The 1762-nt window shown below is 46.1% G+C and carries 1 protein-coding gene and 1 riboswitch; the gene reads right to left on the bottom strand.

The genetic code is table 11. From position 1 onward, the window contains the following. On the bottom strand, positions 1-702 hold a 702-nt coding region (locus tag L693_RS0125570; protein ID WP_025721095.1), incomplete at its 3' end, for an ABC transporter substrate-binding protein. Positions 703-905: 203 nt separating this feature from the next. Beyond that, positions 906-1112: riboswitch (cobalamin riboswitch) on the bottom strand. Positions 1113-1762: the final 650 nt, after the last annotated feature.

Raw genomic sequence — 1762 nt, 5'->3', positions numbered from 1 at the left:
CTTCATCGTCGCTTCAGCCAGCCGAGCCTTCTCTCCCCAATAGCCGTCATAGCGTTCCACGACCAAGGATTGATCCTTGTTGAATGCTTTGATTTTAAAAGCACCGGTCATCGCAGGATAGCTCTGCTCATCTTTCATAGATGCCACGTCCAGCACAATCGTTGACGGATCAGCCAGATTGGACACCAACGCCGCGTTCGGCTGGTTTGTCGTAATTTTCAAAGCCAACGGGCCGCTTACGTCAATGGACTTCACATCCAGTAAATCCTTTGCCAGATGGCTCTTCTCGATAGAGCGCAGCAGGGAAGCCTTCACGCTTGCTGCATCCATACGCTTTCCATTGTGAAAAGTAACCTTATCCTGCAAGCTGAACGTCCAGACGGTAGGACTGTCCTGCTTCCATCCTTTCGCCAGCCAAGCCACAGGTTCCAACTTTTCATTCAAACGGACAAGTGTCTCACCTGCACCGGATCGCATAACATCCCAGCTATTATCTCCATGTGGGTCAACGCCTGACGGCTTCCAGGTGTACGCCATCACCAGCTTTTTATCCGCTGCGTTCTGTTGGATAGGTGTCTGCCCGTTCTTGGTAGAGTCGGCCGTTTGATCGGGTGTGGAGCATGCTGCCAGAGCCATTACGGCCATAAGCAGCATCAATCCCGTACATATAAACCGTGAACGCCTCCTACGATTGCTTATCATTTTATTAGTCCCCTCCATCTTGTAATACCATCTATATCTAACGCAAAAAAAGCATCCCCGACCGCATGATCAGCAGTCAGAAATGCTTTCATTATAAAATGCCAAAGCTCACCCTCAGCACCCTCTAAAAAAGGGGGATCGGTCGGTTTCAGACATTCCGTATGCAGCACGCCTAACCACCTCCCCAGCATCCCGTGGGTCTGACAGTGATGTTAAAACAGGCAGGTCTCCTGACTCCAGGCTTGTCCTTCAGGCCTTCCCGGTTCTTCACAGTTCCAGTGGCTATTCCGAAAGCTACAGCATGCTCCTGCTGATACCTGTATACAGTGGCGGGTCCGTGTCGGAATCTACCGAACTTCCCTTTTAAGCGAACACATACGGAAACCACTACAAGTCTCAACGAAACCCTGTAGATGGAAAGTACGGTTCACACCTGTTCTCTTCCTTTATTCCTTTATATTACGATTTAGGATTATCTTATTTTGTTGTTACAGGCTTGTCAACAAATGCAGCATAATAATTTAAATTTGAATGATACGATGAGAATCAAGGCTGTGGATCACCACCACGGCGCGCTGCATAACTAATGTTAATGCAAACGAAACCCACCGTTAGGCCCCAACCTAATTACGCGGTGGGTTTTCGCTTGTTCCGAAATTTTTACACCTGTCTCTTCCTACCACTCTAGCAATTCCTTCCAGTAGATTATCAAGCCCCTAATATTCATTTGAGAAATACCTTCAACTTCTTGGCTCTTGCTAAACTATCAATTCCAGCGTCACAAGGCTATCAATAAATGTCGTATATATCCAACTAATGGGCTATTGCTAATACAAATACAGATAAATATATTCATATATTCCATAAAAAGGTTGACAATGTTGATAGACTTGTTTATGCTATTTTACGGATTTACAATTTTTTCAAGGAGGTGCTTTGTATGAAAGTAAAGTTTCTACCACAAGCTTTTCTTGCTGCAACGTTAGTCATCTCTTGGGGAGTCGCCAGTCCAGCAATCTCCCATGCTGAGAAAGGGGGAAAAATCCCTGACCAGATGTTG

Origin of the sequence: Paenibacillus sp. 1-18 (assembly GCF_000520755.1) — a bacterium.
Classification (GTDB): domain Bacteria; phylum Bacillota; class Bacilli; order Paenibacillales; family Paenibacillaceae; genus Paenibacillus; species Paenibacillus brasilensis.
This window is presented reverse-complemented; position numbering and strand designations above follow the sequence as displayed.